Raw genomic sequence first — 22,752 nt, forward strand, 5'->3', positions numbered from 1 at the left:
TTCCTATTCTTGGGGGAGGGGGGAGGGGTGCTAGAGGAAGTTACGTGCGAGCGCGGTTAGAATCTGTTAGCTTACTCCGATAGTCTAAATAATAAAAATGATTAAATCTATATTTGAATGGATTATTGTTCATTAAATTCAAAAATATGAGGCTTATTCGTTTTGAGTGAAGCCCTCAAAATCGCCCTCCCAGCTGGGGCTGGCAGAGAAAGCATACAACGGGTTGAGGCTACTGACTCCGACTAAAGCGGAAGGCCTCAGCGAAGATGAGAGTTGCGGTGAAATAGGATAATCGTCGGATTTGCGTTCGGTGGTTCAGCGGAACATTGCCCAGAATAAAACCTGGCGGGTTTTGCATACAGATTGCCCGGCACCCGTCGATCTTTGAAGAGACGGTTTTTTCTTTCCCAAGCCTACCGAACTACTCCGTGATCGAATTCAGTCGCGCTAAGCGTCAGCAGAATAAGTCAAGCCCCGAGGCGCATGTATCAGTGCGCTCGGGGCTTGACGTCACTCTCCTCGCTACCGTAGAAGCGATATCAACAAGGAAAGTTCAGGCTTATCATTCAGGAATTAGCTTAACTTAGCGATAATTGCCTTATTGAAAGCCTCAAGATCACCGGGGTTACGGCTGGTAATGAGATTGCCATCTTCCACAACCTCTTCATCAACCCATTCGGCACCAGCGTTTTGAAGGTCTAGCTTCACCGAGGTGTAGGAGGTTAGCTTTTTGCCTTCAACCTTCTTGGAATCGATGAGCAACCAGGGTGCATGGCAGATTGCCGCAACGGGCTTCTCTGCCTCAAAGAACTGAACGGTAATGGAGCGAGCCTCAGGGTTGATACGCATTGCATCGGCGTTGAGGGTACCGCCGGCGAGAACAAGCGCATCGAAATCTTCAACGTTGACATCTGCCAATGCGAGGTCAGGGGTAAAAGTATCCGCTTTCTCCCAGTCGCCATTCATGCCCTGAAATTCCTTACCTTCAGGGGCTGCTAGTGAAACCTGCGCGCCGGCGTCCTTGAGTGCATCACGGGGTGAGGTGAGTTCAATCTGCTCTACGCCCTGGCTAGCGAGAATAAGAACTTTTTTATTGCTGAGGTCAGCCATGATTGCTCCTTGAATCTAGTGATACTAAGAAAACTTACTATTCTAACTGTAGTGGAGAGATGAAAATCTACAAAATACTTTCGAAGTTACCGAATCGGTCTAGCGCGATCAAAAGATGCTAACCGCCTCCCCCCTATAAGACCGTCAGATGAGCCGGAGGAGGAAACAAGGTAGCCCATAAAGTTCAATACGGTACTCAATGTAGAAGGATTATAAACAAGTCTTCCAAATCATGAATATATTCTTACTTCAAGACCGCCGCTAAAAATGGTGCGGAAACACTTTTTGCTGAAGTCGCCACCTGCGATGGGGTGCCAGCGGCAACAACCTGACCCCCGTCATCTCCTGCGCCAGGGCCCATGTCTATCACATAATCTGCCGCTGCAATAATTCGCATATCAAGCTCAACCATCACTACCGTGTTACCGGAATCCACTAAGGTCTGAAGATGAGACATCAAGCGGTCTGCATCAGAGCAATGTAAACCTGTAGTGGGCTCATCCAGTACATAGAGAGTGTCGCCCCGTTGAGACCTCTGCAATTCAGAGGCAAGTTTGACTCGTTGAGCCTCACCACCAGATAACTCTGTAGCAGGCTGCCCCAAACGCAGATAACCCAATCCAACATCACTCAGCGCAGTCAATGAACGCATAATATCGAACTCTCCCTCGAAAAAGTCCAAGGCTTCGTCCACACTCAACTCCAAAACTTCTGACACGTTCTTCCCTCGCCACAAAATTTCCAAAGTGCTCGACTGATAACGAGTGCCGTGGCAATCAGGGCATTTTGTATAGACCGATGGCAAGAAAAGCAGCTCAACCATCACGGATCCTTCTCCCTCGCATGTGGGGCATCTGCCGCCAGCGACGTTGAATGAGAATCTGCCCGGTTTATAGCGGCGACGCTTGGCTTCTACGGTTTCCGCAAAACGACGTCGTACATGATCGAAAAGTCCGGTGTAGGTGGCAATATTGGAGCGAGGGGTTCGTCCAATAGGCTTCTGATCGATTGCAACAACGCGGCGGATACCGCTGAAATCTCCCTCAATGTTTCCGCTGACTGCGGCAGTCTGCTCGGCGCTTAAGAGATCATCTGCCTCTAAGGGGGGTTCATTTCCTGTCATATTCTTACCCAGACGGTTTCCTACTAGTTGAGGCAAAGCCTGGCTCACCAAAGTGGACTTACCGGAACCTGAGACGCCGGTGACCGCAGTAAGAACCCCGAGGGGGATCTCTATATCCACATTATGGAGGTTATTTCGGGTAACTCTCGAAAGTTTCATCCACTGACTGGGCTTTCGAGGAGTATGTTTTGGCAGCCCAGCGCCACCAAAAAGATAGCCTCGGGTGGCAGAATCCGCGACATGAGCCAAGCCCTCTACCTGGCCACTGTAGAGAACCCTGCCGCCCCGTTCACCTGCTCCTGGTCCCACGTCTACAATCCAGTCAGCATGTTGCATTACTTCAATAGAATGCTCCACAACAAAAAGACTGTTTCCCCGCGCTTTGAGACCATCAAGCACACCGAGAAGCGCATGAATATCTTGAGGATGTAGACCTGCAGAAGGCTCATCTAATACATAGACCACACCGAAAAGTTCAGATGATAACTGAGTAGCTAGGCGCAAACGCTGTAATTCACCACCGGAAAGAGTGGGGGTCATTCGATCGAGCGAAAGGTAGCCTAGCCCAAGGTCTATGATGGGGCGTAAACGCTCAATGAGTCCTGCTCCTAGACGAGCAGTAGTGGCAAGTTTCTTAGAAGCATGTTCAACTTCTTCTTCCAATAAGCTGACTAACTCGTGCAGAGGTAGCTGAGAGAAATCAGCAATATCTACTCCTGCAAAAGTTACTGAGAGCGCCTCCGGCTTGATGCGTTTGCCGTTACAGTCTGGGCAGGGGATGGATGCAAGAAACTGTGCAACTTTGCGTTTCATGGAGGCACTCTTAGTGTTGGCAAAAGTATCAAGCACATAGCGTTTTGCGCCCACATAGGTGCCGCTGTAAGAAGGCTCAGCGCCTGCTTTTTTGGCTGCTTGAGCTTCGGCAAGCGTCATCCGAGAGTACACCGGCACATGTGGTGTTTCTTCGGTGTAAAGAATCCAGTCGCGGTCTTTCTTCGGAAGATCTTTCCAAGGGACGTCCACATCGTAGCCCAGTGCCACTAAGACGTCTCGAAGCTGATGACCGTGCCAGGCGGTGGGCCAAGAAGCTATCGCTCGCTCACGGATGGTCTTGGTGGGATCGGGGACCATCTGGTTTTCTTCAACTTCATAGACTCTGCCAATCCCATGGCATTGAGGGCATGCACCTTGGGGTGTATTGGCGGAGAAATCCTCGGCGTAGAGCATACTCTGGTGCTCAGGATACTGACCTGCGCGTGAATACAACATGCGAACCAGACTTGAGATGGTGGTGATGCTACCAACGGTTGAACGTGAATTTTGGCCGCCTCGCTGTTGCTGCAAGGCAACAGCGGGGGGCATCCCTGTAATGGAATCGACCTCGGGTACTCCGGCTTGATCGATAAGACGACGGGCGTAGGGCGCCACTGACTCGAGATAACGCCGCTGTGATTCTGCATAAAGGGTTCCAAAAGCGAGGGAAGATTTTCCCGATCCTGAAACGCCGGTAAAGACGACGAGAGCATCTCGAGGTATAGAAAGATCAACGTTTTGCAGGTTGTTCTGGCGTGCTCCCAATACTCGAACATCTGGTTGAATGTGATTTTCTTTGTCTGTGATGCGTTCGTTTAAATAGCTCATAGATAAATCTGACCAATCGCTTCTGTGTAAGGCGCAGACAGCCTCAAAATCCTTGTAGTCTCTTGTCGCTTGCAAGTTTACTGTCTGTTTCGTCGATGTATGACGACGATTTTTTTTATTCTCTATCTAACGAGCGGGTCAAGACTTTGGATAGTCAACCCTACGCTAAGCTTACTTAGTGACTAAGAATCCCTTGAAATCGAAAAATGCTCGCTTTTCTAAGGGGTTATTCTCATCCAGAGCTTAGCCTCAGTACCCGATAACATTCCCCGAGAAGAAAGCAGTGAGAACGAATATGACTGATAAAAATCGTGCAGTAGTATTTCACGGCGTCAAAGATATGCGAGTGGATACTCTTGATTTCCCCAAGCTTGAAATGCCCGACGGTAAAAAAGCACCCCATGGCGTTATCGTAAAGCTTATTGCCACGAACATCTGTGGTAGCGATTTGCACATCTACCGTGGCTCATTCCCTGTGCCCGAGGGCATGGTCATGGGACACGAAATGACTGGTGAAGTCGTAGAAATCGGTTCAGATGTTCAGTTCCTCAAACCTGGTGACATCGTTTCTGTACCCTTCAACGTAGCCTGTGGTCGTTGCCGCAACTGCCGCAACGGACGCACTGAGGTGTGCGAAACTACCAACCCCGAGGTTTCATGTGCCGCATATGGCTTCAACCTCGGTGGTTTCGCAGGTGGTCAAGCAGAGTACATGTTTGTGCCTTACGCTGACTTCCAGCTTCTTCGTTTTCCTGACAAAGATCAGGCAATGGAGAAAATTCTAGACCTCGCAGTGCTTTCAGATATTTTGCCCACTGCTTACCATGGTCTGGTCGAAGCCGGTGTTAAGCCGGGTTCAACTGTTTACATTGCAGGTGCTGGGCCGGTCGGTCGCTGTGGTGCCGCTGCTGCTCGCCTCATGGGCGCATCCTGCATCATCGTGGGCGATTACTATGAGGATCGTCTGGAACTGGTTCGCCGTAATGGTTGTGAAACCATCAACCTTTCTGAGATTGACTCAATCAATGATGTCATTGAAGCTATCCTTGGCACCCCCTATGTTGACTGCGCAGTTGACTATGTAGGCAACGAAGCACACGGCCTGGGTGAAGAGGCTGAGAAGACAAAATCGTCTTACGCTATCAATCAGGTTCTGGATGCAACCCGCCCCGGCGGAGCAACCGGCATCATTGGTGTTTACGGTGCTAACCCCATCTCCCCTGTTCCTGCAGAGCGTGAGGGTATTTACTCTCTCAACTTCGGTGATGCTTGGATTAAATCGCCTCGTATCGCCGGTGGACAGGCACCCATTATGCATTACAACCACGATTTGATGATGTCAATCCTATGGGATCGCATGCCTTATCTTTCAGATATGCTCAACATCAAGGTCATCAGCCTGGATGAGGCACCTCAGGCATACGCGGACTTCGATAAGGGGTCATCATTGAAGTATGTCATTGACCCTCACGGTAGTATTCCTGCCGCTCAGTAATTCTATTCTGAGAAAAGGATGAAGAGGGGAGGGGATTGGTGGTGACCAATTCCCTCCCTTTTCCTTGTTAATAGGAAGCTTGACGTGCATTAAGTACTTCTGCATAGGCATGCATTCTAACTAGCCGGAAATATTATCCAAGTGCTCTCTGTTGTACTTTCAGCCAGAAAACACATCAACTGAAAGACAAAAATGCCGACCCTTTTTGAACCCGCCACCGCCGGCGCCCTTGAACTGAACAACCGCATCACTATGGCACCCTTGACCCGTTCCCGTGCTGGTCAAGACGGCGTTCCTAGCGATATGCACGTGGAATACTACAAGCAACGCGCGAATAACGGTCTGATTGTCACTGAAGGTACATTCTTCGAAGACATCAACCGCGCATTTTTAGGTCAGCCGGGGATCGCCACCGCCGAACAACAAGAAGGCTGGCGTAAGGTTGCTCAGGCTGTTCATGAACAGGGTAGCAACATTGTGATGCAAATTATGCATGGAGGCCGCCTTACTCTACCTTCTATCAATGGATTTGACCAAGGAGAGTCATCGAGCGCCATTGCCCCCGGGGTCACTTTGCACGGTGATGGAGAGTCCCGAGAAGAGGTGCCCACTCCCGTTGCTCTCGATGCCGAGGGCATTGAAAGGGTTATCCAGAAATTTACTGAAGGCGCTCGGCGGGCCATTGATGCAGGTATGGATGGTGTAGAAGTGCACGGTGCTAACGGTTATCTTCTTCATCAGTTCCTCGCCCCTAGTTCTAACGACCGTACAGATGAGTATGGTGGTAGCCCTGAGAATCGCGCTCGTTTAGCCATTGAGGTGATTCGCTCTATCGCAGATGAAATTGGAGCTGATCGTCTCGGTCTACGCATTTCGCCCATGCATAATATCCAAGGTTGCCTGGAAGAAGATGAGGATGATGTTCGTGCTACTTATAAAGCATTGTTGGACGGTATTGCTGACCTGAATATCGCTTATCTCTCTATTTTGTATCATGATGCAGAAAGCGACTTGGTTGCTTATTTGCGAGAATCCTTTGGTGGCTTCACAATCCTCAATACCGGTTTTGGCGTGGTGACAGAGTTGGAAGAGGCTCGTCATATCGTGGAGGATGACTTGGCTGATGCGGTGGCGGTGGGCCGTGAGATAATTGCTAATCCTGATTTGTCCTATCGGTGGAAGAATAATCTAGCGTTGAATTCAATTGATTCCGATACTTTTTATACACCCGGTCCTCACGGTTACATCGATTACCCCGCGGCGGAACAAAAATAGTTATCTCGGAAGGTGGAAAGCTCGTTTATTTCTTCCTGCGGTTTGAGCTCAGAGGCAATCCAGCTAAGTCTGCGGATACCAGAATGCTACACAGAAGTTTCTCTTCTTAGCACTGGTTTACTAAGCACCGAATAAAAGATCAAGGCGGGGATTAGAACTTAAGTTCTAATCCCCGCCCTATATCATAGAAGGCTAAGACTGCGAAATCTCTATTTACAGGAAATCAGCAGAGCACTAGAGTCTGGAATCTCCCGCAGGCAAAATAAAGTGAATCTTACCGGTGAAACTTGATGTTAGCTAGCCAATAGTTGTATTAAAGAGTAGCCCCAATGCGTAGGTCACCAACGCCGCTCCGAGACCAATGGCAATTTGGCGCAGTCCGCGCTTCAGCGGCGATGCGCCCGATAGCAAGCCCACCACACCACCGGTAACGCCTAGAGCGATAGACACCAACACCAGCGATAGCTCTACACCCAACAAGCCTGAGGCACCAAAGATATAGGGCAAAATCGGAATCAGTGCGCCGGATGCAAAGAAGCAGAAGGACGCCGCCGCCGCGCCAATATCGGTACCCAACGCGGCGTTGTTGCGTTCGTCGTCGGGGTCCTCTGCTGGATCCTTGAAAGAAAGCGAAGGGTCGCAGTCACAATCCAAGTGACCGAAGCGTTCTAGCGCCCGATGATGTGCCGCTTCTTCACTCATACCGCGAGCCTTGTAAATGAGTTCCAGCTCGTTTTGATTAATATCGAGCTGATGGGCGACGTCCAGAGTCACCTGGGTGGGGGAGGATGCATCCAAGAGTTCGCGTTGAGACCTTACCGACACAAACTCTCCGGCAGCCATAGAGAGCGCGCCCGCCAGCAAACCTGCGATACCAGAAAGCAAAATCATCTGAGAACTCGCACCGGATGCCCCAATACCCATAATCAGCGCGACGTTTGAAACCAAGCCATCATTGGCACCAAATACTGCAGCACGAAAATTTCCCGAAAGCTTTTCGCGGCCAGAAGTAGAAAGCGCGCGAATAATTTCTTCGTGGATAGCTTCATCGGCCGCCATGGCATCGGTGGCATCGGGGTCTTCGGCGTAAGGGGAACGCCCCTCGGCACGCTGCGCTAAAGCCAGCACAAAGACCGAACCAAAATGCTTAGCCAAGAATTCCAGAGTGCGAGCAGAGACCGACGGCGTCGGTTCCGGCGTAGCGTGTGCACCCAATAGGTTGCGCCAATGCTGTTGGTGCCGTTCTTCTGCCTGTGCGACTTCGCGTAAAATTTCGGCGTCTCGACCCGTCGAACGCTCGGCAAGAGCCGAATAAATGCGCGCTTCGGAGATTTCCTCTGCCAAATAGCGGCGCCAGCGGCGAATCTGTTGGGATGTGGGGTCAGGGGAGCCAACGTGTCTGCTGGAGGCGGTAACTGATGCTGAAAGTTCGTTTCGGTCCATGATGAGCCTTAGGGTCAGACCGAAATCACGTAAAAATGAGACTTCGGCCGTTGCTTGCAATATAGCGCGATGGTTTAAGGACATCACGGTATATATTTCGGGCCGAAGGTCTCGTTCGCCTGAATTCTGAGAGCCAGAAACTACAGGTGGTTTACCGGGCGCATTCTCTGCAACCAGTATGTCGATAAACCGCTTGGATTAGAGGAGATCCACAACGAATCACATCTAACCTGTGGGAACTACTCCCCTTCGCTGGCATAAGCATAGCGAAAAATAACCTCTCACTGGAACCCAATGTGACTCAAATGAAACCTAAAAAAGACCGGCTTGGAAACCCAACAGGGATTCAAAGCCGGTCTTCAGCTGCCAACATAAGTTAGTTAGCTTGAGCGAAGCGGTAAACAAAAGCCGCCATAGCGCCACGTGAAATAGGTTCCAGCGGCCGGTATGTGCCGTCGCTCCAACCCGTGGTTATTTCCTCTTTGGCTAGCCAAGATACTTCTTTATAGAAGCTACTGCCGCGAGGGTAATCGGTGAAGGGGCTGCGCGCACTCGGTGTATAGGCAGGGGATCCAGCCATACGGTAGAGGAAAGCTGCCATAGCCTCACGGGAAATAGAATCATTGGGTCGGAAGGTGCCGTCGCCCCATCCTGTTGTAATTCCCTTGCTGGCTAGCCAAGAGACTTCTTTGTAGAAAGGATCACCGGGACGAATATCCTTGAACGGTGAGCGAACCGGAGGCGCATAGGTGGGTGAGCCCGCTAGACGGTAGAGATAAGCTGCCATAGCCGCACGAGAAATACCTTCCTCTGCGCGATAGGTTCCATCAGCCCAGCCGGTAGTTACACCCATGTTGCGAGCCCAGCTAATTTCTTTGCGGAAAGGATGGTTCGCGGCGACGTCGCTAAAAGGAAGCGTGACGTGCGTGGGGGTAACTGCCTGAACAGCTCGTTCCGCGTTGACAAATTTATAGTCACCCACGTAGCTCCCAGTCCCTTGCAAAATGGAACGGATAGTTTCGACCGGAAGGTCAGGATTGCGCTCCTTCATCAAAGCAATGACGCCTGCAATGTGAGGTGCCGCCATAGAGGTGCCGTTGAGCGGACCGTAGCTTGGATTGCCCGGTCCCTGAGTGCCGTCGGTGATAGTGGACCATATATCAGTACCCGATGCACCGCCAGGTGCCAAAATATCAAGGGGCCAGCCCCAATTGGAGTAACCAGTCATGGTTTGCCAGCCGTTACCTGCGGTGGCACCTACAACGATTGCACCCCAGCAGTTGGCGGGGGCGTACTTCCCGGCGTCGTCCCCGTTATTACCGGCTGCCACCACCACGGGAACGTTGCGTTCATGAGCTGCCCAAATGGCGTCTTCAAACACCTTGGGGCAGGTATTGGCAGGGAAAGCCGCAGAAATATTCACGACGTCGGCGGGTGTGGGATTGAGTGGCGCACCGGGAACGTAAATACCCGCTGACCATGCGACACCGGCTGCCATATCTGATACGTAGCTATCACCACCAGCACCCAAAATACGGGCATGCTGAACAGATGCGCGCGGTGCAACGCCTGCTACGCCCAAGCGATTGTAGGCTGATCCAGCGGCGATGCCAGCCACGTGCATGCCGTGCCACATCGAGTTTCGACCGTTTGACCAGTCACCCTGATCTTGCGGGTTAGAGTCCCATCCGTTTCCGTCGCGAGAAAACTCTGAGCTGGTGAAGTCATAACCGGGTAGTGTGCGGGCGTCCAACTCGGGGTGTGTGGAATATCCTTCGTCGGCGACGCCGATGACCACGCCGTCGCCCACGTTAGTTTCCCAAGCTTGAGGAGCGTTAATGGCGCGCATGTTCCACTGCAGATACCACAGGGGGTCAGTGGGAGTGACAGGAGCATATCCGGCGTCAGTGTTCTTGACGCGCAAATCTGCCTCAGCGTATTCCACGCTGGGATTGGCGTTCAGGGTCTTGACTACCTCTGTTTGCTCGCTGGGGGAGAGCTCCGCAGTAGATTTCACGACATCGGCTGAAGCGACGGTCTGGCTTACTACTTCGGTGGTGGAGTCATCCAGTGCCGATTTCTTTGCGGTGGACTCTAGAACTTTCGCTTTGGTGTCTTCGGCGGTGCCCTCTTTGAATTTAACGATCACCTGATCGGTATCTTCTTCAACGGTGGGAGCGTTTTTCACGCTGGCTTCTGCGTGAGTGCCTGCGGTAAGCGATGGGTCACCTTGAGAGTGAGGTGCGGAAGTGTCCGCGCCTTTGGGGGCCGCTATTGCAGGGGAGGTTAATCCTAAAGTCAGCAGGACAGTAAGAGACGATGCGAATACGATTTTGGGAGTGCGATGTGAAATTTTCAAGGGGGGAGGGCTTTCGGGGGAGTCGAAGCTGATGGGTACCGATTCAGGTTACCCCAAATCGAGGTTTTATTAGGTGGTTTAGGGGACAAAAAATAATCTGCCCCGGGGAATCGGGGCAGATTGAGAAAATAGGATGGGTATAAGCGACGACGCTTACTTGATGTCACCCTTTGAATTTTCAAGATGCGCACGTACAAACCACTGGAACTTTTCAAGCTCGGCAGTCTGTCCAATGAGCAAATCCTCGGTTACGGGGTCGAGTTCTCCCGCTTTTGCAATAGCGGCGCGGTGATCCTCAATGACGCCGTCGTAAACCTTGTTGATAGCTTCTAGATGTACGGTGGTGTCTGCGCGGCCTACCGAGTAGTCTTCCCAGGAGCGTTTAGCTACTAAATCGCCGGGAGTGCCCACCGGGGATACGCCCAGGGTTGCCATGCGTTCTGCGACTTCATCGGCAAAGCCGCGGACTAGCTCAATCTGAGGGTCAAGCATTTCGTGTACCCCGATGAAAGAGGGACCGACGACGTTCCAATGAGCATGCTTCAGGGTGAGCTGAAGGTCATTGAGCGCGTGCAGGCGCATTTGAAGCAGTTCACCTACTTGATGACCGGTCGCTTCAGTAAGTCCAGGAACGGTATAAGGTGCATTGGTTGCAGGCATGTTCAATCCTTTTCTGAGCTCGGAAATTATTACACATACGCAGTAATATCTTGGAACCTGCGTTCACTTACTATTTTAGTAAGCGCACCCCCAAAGTCAAGATTATTTTGAATTATTCATATTAAGGATTTTGGCTAGTGTGAGCTCTTCATGTTGCATTCGAGCATGCCCTAAATCTTCCGGTACGGGCACTTCACCGGGAACCACAATGACCTTCATGCCTGCTGCTAGTGCGCTTTGCACGCCGGAGGGGGAATCCTCAACAGCTACACACTGGGTTGGATCAACGCCGAGCTTCTTGGCTCCCAATAAGTATGGTTCGGGGTTAGGTTTCGGGTGAGTCGTTTGTTGGTCGCCAATCAAAGCGGTGAAATAACCGGGCGCGAGTTCGGACGTGCGCTGGGCAACCGCCGTCGTCGCGTTGGTGACAATACCCATGGGAATTCCTGCCTGATGAATCTCATCGAGTAGCGGGCGAATGCCAGGGAGGAAATCGTAAGAGCTTCGTGAAAATTCCTCCATCATGTAGGTGATGAGTTTCTTCTCAATCTCAGGCAGGGGCAAATCCACTCCTACCTTTTGGAGCTGTTCAAGAGTCTTGCGAATCGAATAACCCAACACCGCCAGGGTGTCTTCAGAAGTCCACGTGGCATTGTGCTCAGCTGCAATGCGCTGCTTGGCTGCTTCCCAGAGGGGTTCGGTGTCCACTAGGGTGCCGTCGTGGTCAAAGAGAATAGCTGCAGGGTAGTTCGATGTGCTCTCATTTTTACTCATAATTCCAGCCTATCCTGAACTGAATCTTTAGGGGGCAATGACCTACTATTACAGTGTGGATAACCAGTCATCTGAACAGATTTTGCACCGTCCATCGTCCGCTTTTCAGCGTCTGATGCTCTGGGCCGCAGTACCCGGCGCCTTGCTGTGCGCCCTGTGGATTACTGCCGGACGAGCTTTGTTTGGCGCCGGCGGTTCGCTGGTGGGTATTTTTGCCATCAGCTTTGGTCCGGCGCTTTTGGTTATCTTGGGGGTTGCTGCATGGTGGATGTGGCACGATGCCAAGCGGTACGAAGGATCGGCGGGGACGACGTCGACGTTAGCAGTTCTGCAACTGGTGACCTGGGCAATTGCTTTCATTTTTGGAATGCTCTGCCCAGACGTGGTGGATGGTAAGACCGTTTCTGCGGCGTCGAAAATTTTGGGTGAAGACTTTATCGGACTCTCTGCAGGGTTTGGCAATACTTCAGGGATCTTGACGTTCGTGGCAGCATTCTCTGTATTTTTTGTGGCATGGGGTGAAAACCGGCGTTCGCGCAAACGTGCCGCCGGAGTGAGCGAAGAAGATGAAGAGCTCATTGCCCGTCAGTACAGCGAGTATGAATTTTTGGATGAGATGGAATAAACCTTGCAAAGGTTGAGTTTTCATGGCCTCAAAAGCAAATTTCATACACCCTTGGGGAAATGAAATTTTCCTTTGAGGTGTATTTCTGACGGTGCTTCTTTGGGTTGGTATGGTGCATGGCCTGGTGGACCCCTCGCTTTATCCCGCGAGTGGGCCATTTCTCGTGAATATTCTCAAGCAAAATTATTGTAATTTATTCTGTGGAAAACTCTTGTCTTAACAACTTGAGCGGAGTAGACTCAAGTTAATAGATAAATAGAAACGCAGGGGTTGGGTCTAAATCCCGTATTTCTCAGTCTTTAACAGAGAAAACTTCAACTCGAAAGGAAGACTTTCATGGAACAAAAATTCACCACTAAATCACAAGAAATCATTAGTAGCGCGAACATGAACGCGCAAACCGCCGGGAACCCCAGCATCGAACCTGCCCACTTACTCAAAGCGCTCATGGATCAGCGCGACGGCGTGGCTGTAGCTGTACTCAAAGCTGCAGGAGTGGACATCGACGCCGTCTCCGTTGCTGCCTCCAATGAAATCGCCAAGCTGCCCAAGAGCAGTGGCTCATCGGTAGCGCAAGCACAATTCAGCCGCAACGCACTGCGTGCAATTCAAACCGCTCAAACCAAAGCAGAGCAATTCGGGGATACTTTCATCTCCACCGAAATGATTTTGCTCGGGCTTGCATCAAACGACGACGCTACAGCGAAAGCTCTGGCGGATAACGGCGCTAGCGCCGACGTCATCGCTCAGACCATTCCGCAGGTAAGAGGAGATCGCACCGTGGACACCCCAGACCCCGAAGGCACTTTCCAAGCGCTTGAAAAATTTGGTACCGATCTCACCAAGATTGCTCGCGAGGGCAAACTAGACCCTGTGATTGGTCGTGACTCAGAAATCCGTCGCGTCGTGCAGGTACTTTCTCGCCGTACCAAGAACAACCCCGTTCTTATCGGTGAACCAGGTGTAGGTAAGACCGCTGTGGTAGAAGGTCTTGCTCAGCGCATGGTCTCAGGCGATGTTCCCGAGTCTCTGCGCGGTAAAACCCTCATCTCTTTGGACCTCGGTTCGATGGTTGCCGGTGCAAAATACCGCGGTGAGTTCGAAGAGCGTCTCAAAGCTGTTTTGGATGAAATCAAGAAGTCCGAAGGCCAAATTATTACCTTCATTGACGAGATTCATACCGTCGTCGGTGCTGGCGCTTCCGAAGGTTCGATGGATGCGGGAAACATGCTCAAGCCCATGCTGGCGCGCGGTGAGTTGCGTTTGATTGGCGCTACCACCCTCAACGAATACCGTGAAAATATTGAGAAAGACGCCGCTCTAGAACGCCGTTTCCAGCAGGTCTACGTGGGTGAACCCAGTGTGGAAGACACCATCGGTATTCTACGTGGACTCAAAGAACGCTACGAAGCGCACCACAAAGTAGCCATTGCAGACTCGGCTTTGGTCGCTGCGGCAACGCTGTCCCACCGCTACATTCCCTCGCGTCAACTTCCCGATAAGGCAATCGACCTCATCGACGAAGCTGCTTCGCGCCTACGCATGGAAATCGACTCGGCACCCGAAGAAATTGACATGCTCCGGCGCCAAGTAGACCGCTTGACCATGGAAGAACTGGCACTTCAGAACGAAACCGACCCAGCCTCAGTAGAGCGCCTGGAACACCTTCGTGCTGAAATGGCAGACAAACGAGAAGAACTCGACTCTCTCAACGCACGTTGGGAAGCCGAAAAAGCAGGACTCAACCGAGTCGGCGACATCAAGAACAAAATTGATGAACTGCGCTCTCAGGCAGAGGTTGCTCAGCGCGAAGGTAATCTCGGTGAAGCCTCACGAATTCTTTACGGTGAAATTCCTGCCCTTGAAGGCGAACTGCATGCAGCGCAGCAAGCTGAAGAAGAGCACACCGAAAAAGAATCGATGGTTTCTGAAGAAGTAACCGCCGATGACATTGCCGAGGTTATCTCCGCTTGGACGGGCATTCCCGCCGGCAAGATGCTACAGGGCGAATCGGAGAAACTGCTGAACATGGAAGACGAGCTGGGCAAGCGACTCATCGGACAGAAGCAGGCGGTCACCGCCGTAGCCGATGCCGTGCGTCGTTCACGCGCAGGCATTTCTGACCCCGACCGTCCGATTGGTTCCTTCCTCTTCCTTGGCCCAACCGGCGTCGGCAAAACCGAACTCGCCAAATCACTCGCCGAATTCCAATTCGACGATGAAAAAGCACTGATTCGTATCGACATGAGCGAATTTGCTGAAAAGCACAGTGTCTCACGTCTGGTGGGTGCCCCTCCCGGATACGTTGGTTACGATCAGGGCGGTCAGCTCACCGAAGCGGTCCGCCGTCGTCCCTACTCCGTAGTGCTGTTGGATGAGGTGGAAAAGGCTCACCCGGACGTCTTTGACATCCTCTTGCAGGTACTCGATGATGGCCGCCTTACCGACGGTCAGGGGCGTACCGTAGACTTCCGCAACGTCATCCTGATTCTTACCTCTAACCTGGGATCACAGTTCCTGGTTGATCAGAACATGGAAGAAGACGCCAAGAAGCAGGCGGTTATGAACGTAGTCAACGCTTCGTTCAAGCCCGAGTTCCTCAACCGTTTGGACAACATCATCATGTTCGATCCTCTTTCGGCTCAGGATCTCTCTAAGATTGTGGACATTCAGATTGACGCGATGGCACAGCGCCTGGGCGCCCGCCGCATCAATTTGAACGTTACAGATGCCGCTAGCGAATGGCTCGGACTTGCTGGCTACGACCCCGCCTTCGGTGCTCGTCCGTTGCGCCGTCTGGTGCAAACCGAAGTGGGCGACCGTCTGGCACGAGGAATCCTCTCCGGCGCCATCCACGATGGCGATACCGTAAAGGTAGATGTGAACCCCGATGTTGCTATCGATGGGCTGATGGTGACGGCTGAGTAATGTTGCTTGGCTGAGCTATGTGATATTTCGCTCTAGCTAGGTCGCGGCTTCGTCAGGGACAAACGCTTGAGCTCAAACATTAAGAGGAGGACGCCACCCGGTCGGCTCTTACGGAACTTGTAGTCCGAGGGAGCTGAGGGGGGGCGTCCTCCTCTTATAACTCGCCTGCGCATTTATCCCTGCACTCCACCACGAGATGAGCTGGGGCGCGTAACACTGCTAGGCTCAGCTTTTTACTCAATCCAAGCAGATTACTGCTGCCTCAACCATTGTTCGAGGGTGGGTTCGAGGATGATGGCGTCGACCGGTGCGTAGAGAGATCCATCGGCAAGCGCCGGCAGGACGGCGTCCACGGTGGTGACCTTGCGGGAATCGTTCGTAGCTGCGAGATAGCGCTCGGTCAGCTCAGGCAAGGTGAGGCGTTCGCCGCCTGCAACGGTGATGAGCCCTTCCCCGTGTTTACCTTCCGCGGCTTCTACCAAGAAATCTGCGACGGCGCCCATAGGGGCTGGCTGGATAGCCCAGTTCTGTGCCTTCACCTCATCATCGGAAACTTCGGAGCCAGCGGGATTGAGCACAAACTCAAACCACTGCACCGAGCGAACCACGACAGATTCGAGCTCCGCCTTCTGAACGAGCTGTTCCTGCTCGAAGCGTGCCTTGTAGAAGGGGAATTCCTGGAGCTGGGGCTTTTCTACGCCGTTAATGGAAAGCATCACGAGGCGGTGAACGCCAGCTTTTTCTGCGGCGTCGATAAGGTTTTTAGCGCCGTCGAGGATAGGGGTAATCGGATCGTCAGAAGCAGGATCGCCCACCTGAGAAGCATCAATCACAGCGTCAACGCCGTCGAGCTGCTCCAGAATGCCCTCGCCAGCGAGCAAATCTACGCCTTCGGAGCGGCAAATCTTGACGACATCATGACCTGCTGCTTCAGCTTTTTCAACAATAACTTTTCCCATAGCGCCGGTGGCGCCAGCAACTGCAATCTTTAACATTCCTTTATTCTATGCCTGCTGATGTTTGCCTTGCTATGACTTGTAATAATAGAGGGGTGAACTTTGAATCATCCTCCCGCGCGTCTTCGTATGTTTCTGATGCGGAAAGTATTGCCCGCCCCGATATTGCGATGGCGCACCGTTCGGCAATTCGCTCGATTGAGCGGGTGGTCAGTGAAACGGCGACACCTCACGATCCAGTTTTTGCTCGTGAGGGTATCGCGGCAATGTTGGATGCCGGGGGAGTGTTGGTACTCACCGGTGCGGGAGTATCGACCGGTTCGGGAATTCCCGACTACCGCGGTCCCAACGGTTCGCTCAAGAAACACCGCCCCATGACCTATCAGGAATTTAGATACGACGACGGCGCTCGCCAGCGCTACTGGGCACGCTCGTTCGTGGGCTGGCGGCACATGCGCCGCGCCGAACCTAACGCAGCTCACTACCTACTGGCTAAATTTGAAGAGCGAGGCGCGCTAGCCGGTCTCGTGACTCAAAACGTGGATGGTTTGCACCAACGGGCAGGGTCAAAAAATATCGTGGCGATCCACGGTGATCTTGACCGGGTGATTTGCCTGATGTGCAGGCACCTAGAAAACCGCGCTCATATGGACACCCGCATCGACGCCATCAACCCCGGCTACCTTGCGCGGTTAGAAGGTGAAGAGCTGCAGGTTAACCCCGACGGCGACGTCGAACTTTCAGACACCTTCATTCGCGATTTTAAAATGGCAGGGTGCGAGAACTGCGGTTCCACCCGCTTGAAACCTGATGTGGTGTATTTCGGCGAAAACGTGCCCGCCGAACGCAAGGCTGCAGTCGCAGAGATGAAAGCTGACTCGAAATCCCTGCTCATTGTGGGTAGTTCGGTAGCGGTGATGAGCGGGTACAAGCTCGTGCTAGACGCGCAGAAGCAGGGCAAACCCATCGGCGTCATGAATGGTGGCCCCGGACGCGCGGACACCCGTGCAGATTACCTCTGGCGCACTGAAGTAGCAGCAGGGCTAGCTCAACTGATCTAGCTCCGAACAAAAAGCCGTTCACCGAAAAATGGTGAACGGCTTTTTTCTGAGCTCTACTCTTTGAATTCTGCTCTCTAAACCCGGAACTTTTAACGGTCAGGGGACGAAAGGTTGTAGCTAATTTCGAAAGCATCGAGCCGCTCTAGCTCATGTGAAAGAGCCTCGGACGAGAAGGAGCCAATTTCGCGTGCATCCAGCAAAGCCGCAGCTTCTTTCTGCACCAGTTCAGGGTCTTCACCCTTAGTCTTGACTCAGCTCACCACTGCGCTGAGAGTACTGCCCTGAATAACCAGCGAAAGAAGCGCCACGAGAAAGGCGATAAAAATCAGTAAGGAACGCTGCGGAGTTCCTTCGGGAAGGGTGTGCACCGTAGCCAGGGTAAACGCACCGCGCATACCTGCCCGCACCAAAATAACCGAGTGCTGCCACGTCAGCGGGCGCTCCATCTCGTAGCGAACCGTGGTTCCTACCCGTCGAATGCGCTTAATCATGTTTTCCTGCTTGCGGAAAAGACGCTGCTGAGAGCGTTCAGACACCGACTCAAAATCTTGCGGCTGAGGGTTCTTCCGACAGCAATGCTTTCTCTGGGGTACCTCTCAAAACGAGCAGGATAGGCGCGGTAACCCGAACCCGGTTTTCGAGGGAAGCAACCACGGCGATAACCGCCAGAGCGAGAACGATAGAAATAATAACGATCATAGGCAGAAAAACCTTCAAGCGCTGGAGAACAGCTAATCCTTAGGGTACTGCCCTCACTCGAACAGAGGGGGGCAACGGCACGGGTTGAGATAGCTCCAGGTCTGCGAGATACCAGAAAGATGAATGAGATACCGCCTCGAAACGGTACCTGATGAACTTTTCTAGTATCTCGACGTCGACTCCTTACAACATATTTTAAACGCTTAAGTTAGCCCTACATCCAGCACAGCTTAAACATAGCTACAGGTACGAATCTATAAATAACGCAAATTCCCCATGATTCGAAAGACCTGAAAATGTACCTCACTCTGGCATTCGCCGCACTTGACCTAGCCGCCATCCTCGCTCTCTGCGCCATGTACGTTCGCCGCCATCGCCGTCGCGACCTGGTGGTTTCATACCTGGTGATTAACGTGGGCGTCTTTGCCGTGACGGTCGCGCTCGCCAACGCCGACGCCACCAGCGCAGGCATGGGAATGGGGCTTTTCGGTGTGCTTTCGATTATCAGGCTCCGTTCCACCGAGCTGGACCAGCGCGAGGTAGCCTACTTCTTCGCCGCACTCGCCCTAGGTCTGCTTGCGGGAATCGGTCTTGAGCCTGTAGGCCTGGCTATAGCGCTGATGGCAGTGCTACTGATAGCGATGCTTGCCGTGGATTCGCCTCAAGTCATGGCAAACCTCCGCTCGCAAACCGTGACGGTCGACCGCGCCATCAGCGATGAAAATATCTTGCGCACTTACCTACAAGATCAGCTGGGGTACGTGATTGAAACCGTGAACATTCTAGAACTTGACCTTATCAACGATAAGACGGTAGCTGATATCCGATTCAACGCAGGTAAAGCAACTGTCCCTCATACTCCCGATCATCCCGAGCTCTACTCCGACCAGCATCCCCTCACCCCGAATACCGCCACTCTGACCTCCCCTGCCCAACATCGCTAAGGAGAAAACCATGAATGAAAACACCCTCAAACTTCAGCCCCTGACCTTCGCGAACCAACATGAAGCGGCGCCGGCGTCCATTGTTCCCTCCCACTGGCGCCCCATCAACCTCGAAGAACTCAATGCACAGGCTGCCATGCAAACTCGCGTAGACCGCAAATATATTGTGGATGCGAAGCTGGCTCAGAAGGTGCTGGCTACGCTCCCCGCACAGGCGGCGGTGCTTACGATGGATGGCAAACGCGATTTCGCCTATGACTCGGTGTACTTCGATAACCCGGCGCTACAAAGCTACCGGCTAGCAGCCCACGGGCGACGCAACCGCTTCAAAATCCGAACACGCACCTACTGCGATACCGGAGATACTTTTCTTGAAGTCAAGACCGAAGGCGCACGAGCTGTCACGGTCAAAGAACGAATTCCTTATCAGATAGCTGATCGCGCTCGTCTGAATACCGAAGGGCGCAGATACGTGAACGAAGCCCTGGGCGACATGCTTGAATGCCCGGTCACCGACTTTGAACCGGTACTGGCTACCAACTACCGCCGCACCACGGTGTTCCTGCCAGAGGCAGAAAACAATCCGGTGAACTCCCGAATGACCATTGACTGCGCTTTGACCTGGACGCCGCTAAGCGAACTGGCGCTCTCACCGGCAACACCTTTTGAAGTGGGTGAGCACTATGTGGCGGAGGGGATGGTGATTATCGAAACTAAATCTTCCTCCGCCCCCTCGGTAGCAGATAAACACCTGTGGCAGGCAGGAATTAGACCGACAAAAATCTCCAAATTCGCTACGGGAATGGCGGCTCTCAACGCCCAGCTCCCCGCTAACAAATGGCGGCGGACGATTCGTCGGAACATCCATTTGAGCCCCACCGAGAAAACCCGCAGCCTTCATTTTGCCGCCTAATCAGCGTCCCCAGATTTACTCCAACAACTCCAAGCGAAAGCAAAAACACCATGAAACTCAAGAATAAATTCTCTAAGTCAGCTCTTTCCCTCGCCTTTGTAGGAATCATCGGGCTCTCGGGCTGCGCCGCTCAAGAAACATCCAGCACATCCTCTACCACGAGCGTAAGCGCAAGCTCAGCAAGCTCCACTGCTTCGTCAAGTTCATCTGCTTCCTCTAGCTCAAGTAGCACGCTCTCCTATGACACCCATTTCAGCCAGGGCGATTTGAGCTGGGACGATTCTTCGGTCAAGACCATCGATCTCTCTAATCCTGAAGCGACCGATGGTGTGACGGTCAAGGACGGTGTCATCACCATTACCACCGCTGGTAACTATAAGCTCACCGGCACTCTTGAAGACGGGCAGATTGTAGTTTCTGCAGGCGATGAAGATATGGTTCGCTTGATTCTCGATAACGCGTCGATTACGAATTCTGACGGTTCAACAATCAATATTCAAAGCGCTAACGAAGTTCTGCTGTACTCCAATTCAGGAACAACCAACACTATTAGCGATGGTTCCGAGTACAGCTCAACGGGAGAGGACGACCCTGATGCAGCGATTTACTCTAAGTCAGATTTGACCTTGGCTGGCGAGGGAACACTCAACGTCACTGGCAACTACAATGATGGTATTACCTCCAAAGACGGCCTCGTTATTGCCTCAGGCACCGTTGATGTAACCGCTCAAAACAGCGGTATCAAGGGTAAAGACTATGTAGATATTCTCGATGGCACCGTGAAGGTTACCGCTACCGAAGGCGATGGCATCAAGGCCACTAATTCGGACGAAGAGGGGCGAGGCTGGACTCGTCTTCAGAGCGGTACCGTAGAAATTTCTGCCGGCGATGACGGTTTCAAGGCTGAAAAGGAACTTGAGATTGACGGCGGAACTCTAACCATCAGCCAGTCCAATGAAGGTATTGAAGCGCAGTACATTACTTTCGCCGGCGGTGAAATCACTGTGGCATCAGACGATGATGGTGTCAACGCCAGTGTGCCCGGTACTGATACTGACTCGACTTCAACCGATTCAAGTACTACCGATCAGCAGCAGGGACAGATGCCTTCAGGTGACATGGGTGGTGGCGGTGGCATGGACACCGTTGAAGACGCCAGCATTACTGTTACCGGCGGCACCATCAATGTGACTGCTGAAGGCGATGGCTTCGACTCTAACGGTACTGCCACCATGAGCGGAGGTACTCTGACTGTCAACGGTCCCTCACGAGGCGGCAATGGCGTCTTTGATACCGCCGGGGACTTTACTCTAACGGGCGGAACACTTCTGGCTGGTGGAACCTCGGATATGTTCGTGGCGCCCGCCGCGGACGACCAGGGATATATCAAATCAACCGATTTGAGCACTTCAGAAGGTGACACCGTGACCGTGGTGGATTCTTCAGGCAAGACCGTGGCAACCTACACGGTTACCGATAAGGGAACTGAACTTTTCTTCGCCTCTGCGGAAGGAATTACCTCGGGTGAAACTTATACCTTGCAGGTCAATGGTGAAGATGCTGGCACCGTTACGGCTCAGTAATTCACGAATGTATTGAATATTGGAATAACTAAGGTTCTTTACAACACATGCTGAAGTAACTACAAAAGATAAATTGGCACCGAAAAGTGTAGATTCTCTGCATTTTTCGGGGTCAGCCTCAAAAAAACTTCAGGTGAATTTTCGCCCAGCGGGATATCAATCTGCATATAACGCTAAAAACATGTACGCTTAAGAAAAGAAAACTGTAAGCATTCCGGTGGCTTAAGTGCGCCTGCACGGTAGCCAAATGCGGACCCGACGGATAAAGGGGGTCACGCCATGGGGCGCGGCCGTCAAAAGGCTAAAGCAACACGGCAGGCTCGGGAAATGAAGTACTACAGCCCCGAGACCGACTACACTGCGCTTGAACGTGAGCTCAGTAGTGCCAAAAAAAATTCATCAAGTGCAGCTCCGGCGTCAACCTATGACGACGAAGATGACTACTCAGCGTACGCAGACAAGTACACTGACGACTACGCCGATCGCCGCCGCTAACCGGGAAACCGGATAGTAGGCAATCAGCACATCACAAGACAGCCTCGGCAACGCGCCGGGGCTGTTTTGTTTAACAAAATTTAGCTCAGGTGCTTTTGCCGACGCCGCGCCGAACTGGGAGTGTTCCTCACTTGAGAGTAGGCTTCCGTGTTTCACAGGAGAGGCATAGGTTTGGCAAATCCTGCACATGGGAACGCACCACATGCTTAAACCATGACAAAGACCGAACAGCACCCCACTGAACCCCTTACCCAGCAACAACCAGCCACTGGCTCCACCGCCGTCGACCAAAACCGCGGTTTCTGGCAGAAAAAAACCACCCGCCGCACAGCCCTCTTCGGAGGAGTCGGCGCACTTGCCGCAGCAGGCCTGGGTGGTGGCTGGGCATACAACCGCTACCTCGCCGAACACACCGAAATCTCCGACGTCGCCGCCTACGAAGCCGCCGCAACGGCATCCTCAGGGAGCACCAAAGCTGCAACAACCGAGCTCACCAACGTCTCGGTGACAGACAGCGGACTTACCGCAGATAACGGTTCCATAGCCATCAACAAAATCGTCAACGGCTCAGGTAACGATACCGTCACCGCATTCTCCGCCGAAATCAAACTCGACGATGCCTCCCTTCTCAAATCGGCTTTCGCCAACAACGAATTCGGTTTGAACAT

At 52.5% G+C, this 22,752-nt stretch carries 19 protein-coding genes and 1 pseudogene; 10 read left to right on the forward strand and 10 right to left on the reverse strand.

The annotated features are described in order from the left end of the window. Window positions 1–573: 573 nt before the first annotated feature. Both A7E48_RS02570 and uvrA read right to left on the reverse strand, forming a co-directional pair. The gene (locus A7E48_RS02570) at window positions 574–1,110 is read right to left on the reverse strand and encodes a type 1 glutamine amidotransferase domain-containing protein (RefSeq protein WP_068169058.1); all 537 of its coding nucleotides are present in this window, start codon (window positions 1,108–1,110) and stop codon (window positions 574–576) included. A 244-nt stretch (window positions 1,111–1,354) separates the two neighbouring features. Continuing rightward, window positions 1,355–3,874: an excinuclease ABC subunit UvrA gene (uvrA, locus tag A7E48_RS02575; protein WP_068169062.1), complete on the reverse strand. Its 2,520-nt coding sequence runs from the start codon at window positions 3,872–3,874 to the stop codon at window positions 1,355–1,357. 295 nt (window positions 3,875–4,169) lie between these two features. Between uvrA and A7E48_RS02580 the strand changes: the two genes are divergently transcribed. Both A7E48_RS02580 and A7E48_RS02585 read left to right on the forward strand, forming a co-directional pair. Beyond that, window positions 4,170–5,369 carry an alcohol dehydrogenase catalytic domain-containing protein gene (locus A7E48_RS02580; protein ID WP_068169065.1) on the forward strand — a complete coding sequence of 400 codons (1,200 nt, stop codon included), beginning with the start codon at window positions 4,170–4,172 and terminating at the stop codon, window positions 5,367–5,369. A gap of 192 nt (window positions 5,370–5,561) precedes the next feature. Further along, a complete protein-coding gene (locus tag A7E48_RS02585; RefSeq protein WP_068169069.1) occupies window positions 5,562–6,644 on the forward strand; it encodes an alkene reductase in 1,083 nt (360 codons plus the stop codon). A gap of 297 nt (window positions 6,645–6,941) precedes the next feature. On the opposite strand, the gene A7E48_RS02590 is transcribed toward A7E48_RS02585, so the two are convergent. The 4 genes from A7E48_RS02590 to A7E48_RS02605 all read right to left on the reverse strand — a co-directional run bounded on the left by A7E48_RS02590 (window position 6,942) and on the right by A7E48_RS02605 (window position 11,880). Then, complete coding sequence (locus A7E48_RS02590) at window positions 6,942–8,087, reverse strand: VIT1/CCC1 family protein (protein ID WP_068169071.1); 1,146 nt, start codon at window positions 8,085–8,087, stop codon at window positions 6,942–6,944. A gap of 376 nt (window positions 8,088–8,463) precedes the next feature. Beyond that, a complete protein-coding gene (locus tag A7E48_RS02595) occupies window positions 8,464–10,275 on the reverse strand; it encodes a S8 family serine peptidase (RefSeq protein ID WP_068169074.1) in 1,812 nt (603 codons plus the stop codon). 324 nt (window positions 10,276–10,599) lie between these two features. Continuing rightward, on the reverse strand, window positions 10,600–11,106 hold the full coding sequence (locus A7E48_RS02600; protein ID WP_068169077.1) for a Dps family protein: 507 nt from the start codon (window positions 11,104–11,106) through the stop codon (window positions 10,600–10,602). 102 nt (window positions 11,107–11,208) lie between these two features. After that, window positions 11,209–11,880: an HAD family phosphatase gene (locus A7E48_RS02605; protein WP_068169080.1), complete on the reverse strand. Its 672-nt coding sequence runs from the start codon at window positions 11,878–11,880 to the stop codon at window positions 11,209–11,211. 37 nt (window positions 11,881–11,917) lie between these two features. Here A7E48_RS02605 and A7E48_RS02610 point away from each other — a divergent pair, with 37 nt between their 5' ends. Together A7E48_RS02610 and clpB are read left to right on the forward strand one after the other, a co-directional pair. Beyond that, window positions 11,918–12,505: a hypothetical protein gene (locus tag A7E48_RS02610; RefSeq protein WP_068169083.1), complete on the forward strand. Its 588-nt coding sequence runs from the start codon at window positions 11,918–11,920 to the stop codon at window positions 12,503–12,505. 336 nt (window positions 12,506–12,841) lie between these two features. Next, entirely contained in the window at window positions 12,842–15,433 is a 2,592-nt protein-coding gene (gene clpB, locus A7E48_RS02615; RefSeq protein ID WP_068169086.1) for an ATP-dependent chaperone ClpB, read from the forward strand. A gap of 251 nt (window positions 15,434–15,684) precedes the next feature. Here clpB and A7E48_RS02620 read toward each other — a convergent pair whose 3' ends face one another. Further along, window positions 15,685–16,428, reverse strand: coding sequence for an SDR family oxidoreductase (locus A7E48_RS02620; protein WP_068169089.1), 744 nt, complete (start codon window positions 16,426–16,428; stop codon window positions 15,685–15,687). 131 nt (window positions 16,429–16,559) lie between these two features. On the opposite strand from A7E48_RS02620, the gene A7E48_RS02625 reads away from it, so the two are divergent. Next, window positions 16,560–17,450: a Sir2 family NAD-dependent protein deacetylase gene (locus tag A7E48_RS02625; protein ID WP_198924116.1), complete on the forward strand. Its 891-nt coding sequence runs from the start codon at window positions 16,560–16,562 to the stop codon at window positions 17,448–17,450. A gap of 89 nt (window positions 17,451–17,539) precedes the next feature. Here A7E48_RS02625 and A7E48_RS11460 read toward each other — a convergent pair whose 3' ends face one another. From A7E48_RS11460 to A7E48_RS11080, 3 genes are read right to left on the reverse strand one after another with little or no spacing between them, the layout of a single operon-like run. Next, window positions 17,540–17,671 (reverse strand): hypothetical protein, encoded by a 132-nt coding sequence (locus A7E48_RS11460; RefSeq protein ID WP_255376892.1) that lies wholly within the window; start codon window positions 17,669–17,671, stop codon window positions 17,540–17,542. A gap of 30 nt (window positions 17,672–17,701) precedes the next feature. Beyond that, on the reverse strand, window positions 17,702–17,986 hold the full coding sequence (locus A7E48_RS02630) for a cation:proton antiporter (protein WP_068169095.1): 285 nt from the start codon (window positions 17,984–17,986) through the stop codon (window positions 17,702–17,704). Window positions 17,987–17,990: 4 nt separating this feature from the next. Next, window positions 17,991–18,149 (reverse strand): hypothetical protein, encoded by a 159-nt coding sequence (locus A7E48_RS11080; RefSeq protein ID WP_158004387.1) that lies wholly within the window; start codon window positions 18,147–18,149, stop codon window positions 17,991–17,993. A gap of 296 nt (window positions 18,150–18,445) precedes the next feature. Between A7E48_RS11080 and A7E48_RS02635 the strand changes: the two genes are divergently transcribed. From A7E48_RS02635 to A7E48_RS02655, 5 genes and pseudogenes are all read left to right on the forward strand, one after another. Next, the gene (locus tag A7E48_RS02635; protein ID WP_068169098.1) at window positions 18,446–19,093 is read left to right on the forward strand and encodes a DUF4956 domain-containing protein; all 648 of its coding nucleotides are present in this window, start codon (window positions 18,446–18,448) and stop codon (window positions 19,091–19,093) included. 10 nt (window positions 19,094–19,103) lie between these two features. After that, window positions 19,104–20,006 (forward strand): polyphosphate polymerase domain-containing protein, encoded by a 903-nt coding sequence (locus tag A7E48_RS02640; RefSeq protein ID WP_083147146.1) that lies wholly within the window; start codon window positions 19,104–19,106, stop codon window positions 20,004–20,006. Window positions 20,007–20,056: 50 nt separating this feature from the next. Beyond that, window positions 20,057–21,589, forward strand: coding sequence for a carbohydrate-binding domain-containing protein (locus tag A7E48_RS02645; RefSeq protein ID WP_068169101.1), 1,533 nt, complete (start codon window positions 20,057–20,059; stop codon window positions 21,587–21,589). A 279-nt stretch (window positions 21,590–21,868) separates the two neighbouring features. Further along, complete coding sequence (locus A7E48_RS02650; RefSeq protein ID WP_068169103.1) at window positions 21,869–22,084, forward strand: DUF3073 domain-containing protein; 216 nt, start codon at window positions 21,869–21,871, stop codon at window positions 22,082–22,084. A gap of 213 nt (window positions 22,085–22,297) precedes the next feature. Continuing rightward, window positions 22,298–22,752, forward strand: a pseudogene (locus tag A7E48_RS02655) (phosphodiester glycosidase family protein); the annotation flags it as partial.

The sequence above is a fragment of the Rothia sp. ND6WE1A genome (assembly GCF_001683935.1).
Taxonomy (GTDB): domain Bacteria; phylum Actinomycetota; class Actinomycetes; order Actinomycetales; family Micrococcaceae; genus Rothia; species Rothia amarae.